At 29.6% G+C, this 6252-nt stretch carries 4 protein-coding genes, 2 tRNA genes and 3 pseudogenes; 5 read left to right on the plus strand and 4 right to left on the minus strand.

Features of this window, described 5'->3' with window-relative positions:
- Positions 1–304: 304 nt before the first annotated feature.
- Positions 305–397, minus strand: a tRNA-Ser gene (locus tag OCHUTO_RS02760).
- Positions 398–897: 500 nt separating this feature from the next.
- On the opposite strand from OCHUTO_RS02760, the gene OCHUTO_RS02765 reads away from it, so the two are divergent.
- Complete coding sequence (locus OCHUTO_RS02765; protein ID WP_052694628.1) at positions 898–2346, plus strand: hypothetical protein; 1449 nt, start codon at positions 898–900, stop codon at positions 2344–2346.
- A 725-nt stretch (positions 2347–3071) separates the two neighbouring features.
- On the opposite strand, the pseudogene OCHUTO_RS07080 reads toward OCHUTO_RS02765, so the two are convergent.
- Positions 3072–3250 (minus strand): annotated as a pseudogene (locus OCHUTO_RS07080) (HD domain-containing protein); the annotation flags it as partial.
- Positions 3227–3496: pseudogene (locus OCHUTO_RS07220) on the minus strand (IS1634 family transposase); the annotation flags it as partial. The pseudogenes OCHUTO_RS07080 and OCHUTO_RS07220, both read right to left, overlap by 24 nt.
- Position 3497: 1 nt before the next feature.
- On the opposite strand from OCHUTO_RS07220, the pseudogene OCHUTO_RS07225 reads away from it, so the two are divergent.
- From OCHUTO_RS07225 to OCHUTO_RS06000, 4 genes and pseudogenes are all read left to right on the plus strand, one after another.
- Positions 3498–4031 (plus strand): annotated as a pseudogene (locus OCHUTO_RS07225) (IS1634 family transposase); the annotation flags it as partial.
- Positions 4032–4672: 641 nt separating this feature from the next.
- Positions 4673–4750: transfer RNA gene (locus tag OCHUTO_RS02780), tRNA-Asp, on the plus strand.
- A gap of 393 nt (positions 4751–5143) precedes the next feature.
- Positions 5144–5431 carry a hypothetical protein gene (locus tag OCHUTO_RS05210; protein ID WP_045797308.1) on the plus strand — a complete coding sequence of 96 codons (288 nt, stop codon included), beginning with the start codon at positions 5144–5146 and terminating at the stop codon, positions 5429–5431.
- On the plus strand, positions 5425–5589 hold the full coding sequence (locus tag OCHUTO_RS06000) for a hypothetical protein (protein ID WP_198139655.1): 165 nt from the start codon (positions 5425–5427) through the stop codon (positions 5587–5589). Before OCHUTO_RS05210 ends, OCHUTO_RS06000 begins: the two co-directional genes overlap by 7 nt.
- Positions 5590–5806: 217 nt before the next feature.
- On the opposite strand, the gene OCHUTO_RS05220 is transcribed toward OCHUTO_RS06000, so the two are convergent.
- A complete protein-coding gene (locus OCHUTO_RS05220) occupies positions 5807–6148 on the minus strand; it encodes an ATP-binding protein (RefSeq protein ID WP_084215366.1) in 342 nt (113 codons plus the stop codon).
- Positions 6149–6252: the final 104 nt, after the last annotated feature.

Raw genomic sequence — 6252 nt, forward strand, 5'->3', positions numbered from 1 at the left:
TCAAATATATCTTGTATAAATTTTTAATTGCATATGCTTTTGCGGCATATATGTGATTAACTTCATATAAAAAAACTAATCACAATCCTCTCTTCTTTCCAAGAATTCTCCTAGCTAAATTTTTGAAGTATATTAACTGAAATTAACATATGAAGAGCGGTGTATTTAGTGTTCTAAATACATACTTTTAAACATTAAATACACATACAGCTTCAATTGAAGGATATTTATTTAATAACTACTTATCTTCTAGATTTTTAGTAAATATTTCCACTAAGGAATAAAAGCATACATACTTTAAAGCTGGTGGAGAGAAAGGGATTCGAACCCTTGATACGACATTAAACCGTATAACGGTTTAGCAAACCGCCGCCTTAAGCCTCTCGGCCACCTCTCCATTTATTATATTAAACTTTAATACCTTTAAATAACACAATTCAGTTTGAATTACTAGCTTTATTTTTACTGTTGCAGAGTACCAGCTATACTTAATTAGTTTATGATTTTGAAATACTGCTAACTTATTAAGCGTACTATCTGAATGATTTAAGTATAATAGCAAAAAAAATAGTCATTTTTATCTTAAACTTGCATAATTTTTTAAAAATGCATATTTTAACTTAAAATTGATCATAAATTCGTTAAAGATGATTTTAAATATCTGAAAGTACATTGATTATACAAGCGTTAACAGCTTCATAGTAGTCTAAAAATTACATAAGAAGTTATTTATGCCATAAAAAAACTTACAGAATCTTAATAATCAGTGCTTCTAAAAAAAATTTTATTGGATATATAAAAATATTACAAAACAACTTTTCTGGAGATAAGTCATAAAGAACAGAGAGAGCACATTTAGTTAACACTTTCTAAAATATGATGACTATAAAATAGACTGTGAAAAAGAATTTAAGTAGCAAAACAACAAAAATCGTAAATGAAGATTTGCAAAAAATTGAAACACTATTGCGTGATAAAAGCGCTAGCCAACAAAGTAATTTTGTTCCTAAAGGCGTAAAGCAAGGTGGTGTTTCTAAAGGATATCTTGCCATTGAAAAATCAAGTAATGATACTTTCCTTTTAAAGGAATTTTTTAGAAGTGAGGCAAGTGCTATAAAGCATTCAACAAACATGTTATGCTGTGTAAATTCAAAGAAACTACAACAAGCCCAAATTGATATGAGAGATGCTATACAACAATTCATAGTATCTGATATGTATCAGTTATTATTATATGATAGAGCGCCTAAAGAAGAATTAGTAGTACCAGATCAGTCAAATCAAGATTTACTTTATCTACGATCTAAATTTCTGAAAAATACAGCAACACTTTCCGAATTTTCTGGCTTAAAAGGTAAAACCCATATTAATCCTAATTCTCAAGAGTTAAAAAATTTAGAAGGATTTGAAAAAGTAATTGCTTCTTGTCATGTGTTGGGAGATCTGGATTATCATGCTGCTAATGTAATGGTTCAAGATGGAAAATTTATTGCTAAAGTAGATCATGGCAGATCATGTATGCAATTTTACACAGGTTTTGCAAACATGGTAGATTTAACAAATGAAAAATTTGAACGCACATGCAATTATAATTCTGCAATCCAGGCTGGAAACTTATCTTTTAGTGTAAAAAAATATCATGATTCGCTAAGCCAAATGTTAACTCAATTGGATGAAAATCAGATAGATAATATAGTAGAACAAAAAGTTGCAAAGTTAAAAGAGGCAGGATTTGATCCTACATGTTTAACTGTACTAGTTAGATTTGACGGTAATAAATTTACTAGTACTAGTATTGATAGCTACTCTAGTCTTGCAAAATTTTATCAAGATAATCTAAAACAAAATCTTCAAAATATGCAAGAAATAGTAGAAGCAACAGCTATAATATGCAAATTTAGCAATGTGTCTTCAAAATTTATGCAAGGGGGATGGTTAAAATCTTTTGCTGATGCTACAGAAAAAAATCCAATATTATATGCACACAACAATAATATTGAAATTGATAATCTTAGTGTTTTAGAATGGGTTATTGAAAACAAGTATAAGATTAAACATTCTATAGGTTATGTAACTCACCTTGCTTGGAAAAAACAATGGCAAAAAGGCAGTAATAACAAATGGCAAGAAATAACACAGTGTGTTTTAAAGCAAAAGAAAAATATAGTTGAATCTAACGCAGCATATTATATTATAAAATCCAACTCGGAAAAAGTTGCAGCATTAATGCAGAAATCTCAAAATATGTTAAAGAAAGAATCAAAATCTTCATCAGAAGAAATATCTGATGATAAATTACCTTCAATGCCTACCATTAAAAATACTAATAAATCTAGAGGGATATAGCTTATCAAAGCTTATATTAGAACAAATAATGTAAAAACGGTAAAACAACGTAAGATTAAAATTAAATTTTTACAAGAGAACATATATTAAGAAATTAACAAAAAGTAGCATTTATCCAGTTCTAAAGCTTTAAGATAGGCAAATAAGAATAACATAGCTCTTAAAAGAGATACTTAAGTTTTAAAAAATATCATATTAATGTATCAGTGTCTATATGCTATCGGGATGATACTAAATTGGAACTGATGATTTGTCTTAAATTAGGTAAATCAAATTATTAATTAATTGCGAAAGAAAGTAATAATCCCCTGTGATTCCTCTATATTTTTATTTATAACAGATCTGTAGCTTGATGCTATTAATGATAGAAGTTGTTTAGAGGTTTTATTTAAGTTTTTTTCATTATCTCCGGTTAGCTTTCTCTATTCTGATGAAATAAAATTTCCAATAAAACGGGAAAAATTATACTATTATTGCTACTGTTGTTTTTGGTAATATTGCAGCTACTAGTTATGATACCGCATACTGCACCTGCAAAGATTTAGCTATAGCAGTGGTTTTAGAAAATATATTTTTACAAATTATTCTAAAATTTTGATTTAAAAGGTTGAATATATGGTGCATAATAAATCTTAATGCAAAACATATTTACATCTTCATACTGATACTATCTGCCTTACAAGACCAATCTTTTATACAGACAAAGTTTATATTAAGCGATCGCTAATTAGTAACAAATCTTTTTTATTTTGTAGGCACAATGTTTTAATCATTTGTCTAAAACTAATTTTTTTGTTACCATTAATTCTAGTTAGATCAGAAACCTGTTCTGCAATTTTTATACTAAATGCCTCAGCAATATTTTTTTTGTAAGACTTGTATCTTCGATAGTATCATGTAATAATATTGAAGCCTGTACTGATATTAATAATTCAACCATGTTAGTTACACTGATCTTTTGGGTCAGAGCAACCTTGTATTCTATAGTTTTAAGCACTGCAAAACTCATATAACACATAGCTATGTGTGCTTCTATCCTTTGCTTAGTCCAGTGAAAAATTGGACGCATTTTTAAATTATGTTTATTGATTCTAAATTGCTCTTCAATTACCCATAATCTAGCATATTTTGCTATTGCTTCATATGGAGTTTTTGACAAGCATCATGATCTAGATGCTACTTATCAGATGATGGACAAATTACATGAGCAAATACCTAAAATTAAAGAATTATGCTTTAAAAACCCCCTAACCCTGATTCCTAATAAAGAGATTAGCCTAGTATTTTTTGGTGTCACTACACTATACTTTGAATCAGTAGAAATAGATGACTAAGAGCCTTTGGCTATAGTAAAGATCATCGCTTTAATACTACGCAATTAGTTCTTGCACTAGCAACTAATGAGGATGGACTGCCACTGGGGTAAGAATTATTTAGTGGCAACACTGCAGAAGTTAGGACATTAATTAAAGCAATCAATAGCTGGCAAGCGTATCTTAAAGTTAAAGATGTGTTGTTTTATTGCTGATCGTGCAATGTTTAGTAAAGCTAACTTGCAAATTCTCGATGAAGGTGGTTATCGTTATATTGTAGCAGCAAAGCTTAAAACACTTAAGAAAGAAAAAAAAGAAGAAATATTATCAGAGAAAAACTATAAGCTAGCTGTCATAGGCAATGATTTTACTTTGTTAATGAGTCAAGGAAGCTTTGTGAACAACATGAACTGGTTTTGATAGCCAGATTGTAGCAGCGCAGAAGATCGGTAGTTATTTACTAATGAATCTACGTTTTAGCTATAATTTATCTACCGTCAGTTGTTGTAGTAACTCTTCTGCTGCTATCATCCATGATTCCAGTACTTGCATTTTAATAAGAAGCAAAATTTTGCTGAGCAATGGTTCTATTACCTATATTGTAATTATCAAGGTTTATATCAACTATATTTGATCCTAAGCGGCTAGCACAGGTATTGGGAAAATTGTCCAGCTAAACTAGCTGTAGTATGTTCACAAGCTTTTAATACTGCTCAAGATATCATCGGTATAGAGGCTAATAGCATCTGAAATGTTGCATAGCTGTGTAAAATCATTCCTGCAAAGCTTCCTTGCGATAGTTTTAAGTTTTCCGCCTATTAATTCTAAAACCCTTCATCACAAAAACTAAAGCTATGATAAATGTTTTTGTCTTCATTTCATATAACTACCATGCAGTATTATTTCTAGATCTTAATTATCTACTTAGTTCAATAGAATCATAATATTTTTACTTTTTTTATTTTCTTGAAAATTTTACAGTTTTAATATATCATTACCGGGCTGTCAGTATAGGGGGTATAGCTCAGCTTGGTTAGAGCATCGGCCTGTCAAGCCGAAGGCCGCGGGTTCAAGTCCCGTTGCTCCCGCCACCCTTCTAACAAAGTTTTTAATCCTGAATATTTTTAGCATTGCAAATAATTGACTAATTTTTTTAACATCATGATTTTAGTGTAAGAAAGGTTGTTATTTGTGTAGTATGTCAAGTTAGGTATGATGATATTTAACAAAAAAAGATATCAGAATAATGAACTCCGATTAAAAGAGTAGCAGAATTATGATTAGGAATATTAATGCTAGTATCATTGTCTATAGGTAAAATTGGTCTTGTAAGACAGAGAGAATCAGTATGAAGATGAAAATAGGTTTTGCATAAAACTGATTATGCACCCTATATTCTACCTTTTGAATAAAAATTTTAGAATAATTTGTAAAAATGTTATTTTCTAGAATCACTGCTATAGCTGTATTTTTGGAGGCACAAAATGCAACATACAGTATACGATATTATAATGATTGTAATATTGCTAAAAATAACAGTAGCAATAGTGACAATTTTTTTTCGTTTTATTGGAAATTTTATTCCCTCAGAATGGAGAAAGTTAACAGGAGATAATGGAAAAACCTTAAGTAAAACCTCTAAACAACTCTTATCATTGATAGTATATAGGCTACAGATCTATTACAATAAAGATATAGAGGAATTACAGGAGAATTATTACTTTTATGAAGAGTCATTAGGACTTCAGCACAGAAGGGTTAGGCAATGCTAGTAGAATTAAGAGATGCAGGTTTAATTGAACTTAATAATAAAACAATAATCAAAAATAATCTTAAATGGCGTAATATCCATGATAAAACTTATAAAAATTCACATAGAAGAAAAAAGCTACAGAAAAAAATTTTCGCTTCAACGCGAAAGAAATTTTAGGTTGACCTGAAACTTTTTTCAGAGATATATCATAGATAGATAAATTTTGCAGTTATATCGTAAGTACTATCTGTATTCTGTAATTATCACCTATAACTTCCTTTATTGTGCTTAAATAATCGCAGCTAAGTTTTATTCCTTCGTATCTCGCCATTGTATTCATTGCAGATTGAATAATCTGCATCTCTATATTAAATGCTTTTTCCATATATCACCCCTAATGATTGAAAATGCTAAGGTATTGAGCATATATCGGTACACGACATATAACTTCTGTAGGCCTATTGTATGTAATTTCTCCTTTTATTTCTTGAAGGATTAGCTTAACAAAGGTTAGTCCTAATCCTAATATGTTATCTTGATTCCAATCCTTAATGGCACTATTTATTTTTTCCTCTACACCTTTGCCATTATCATAAATTGTGAGTTGCAGTGTTTTGTCCCGTATTTGTGGATTTAGTAATTCAACTTTAATTTTTTTGTCTTCTTTTCCAAATTTATTTGCTTTATCAAGTAGTTGAGTTAGTATTTGCTGTATGCCCTTCTTTGTCCAGCACAGTTTTTAAATACGGGCTTTTATGAAAACTTGCATTGTCCATCACAACTACAGAATTATTAGGTAATTTCGGTATTAAATCATGTTTTACCCAACCGTTAAATAAT

It is taken from the genome of Orientia chuto str. Dubai (assembly GCF_000964595.1).
GTDB lineage: Bacteria > Pseudomonadota > Alphaproteobacteria > Rickettsiales > Rickettsiaceae > Orientia > Orientia mediorientalis.

Bases quoted from the DNA above. Each gene is read 5' to 3' on its own strand.
- OCHUTO_RS06000 (WP_198139655.1), top strand. From the start codon at position 5,425: ATGCTAGTAGAATTAAGAGATGCAGGTTTAATTGAACTTAATAATAAA.
- OCHUTO_RS05210 (WP_045797308.1), top strand. From the start codon at position 5,144: ATGCAACATACAGTATACGATATTATAATGATTGTAATATTGCTAAAA.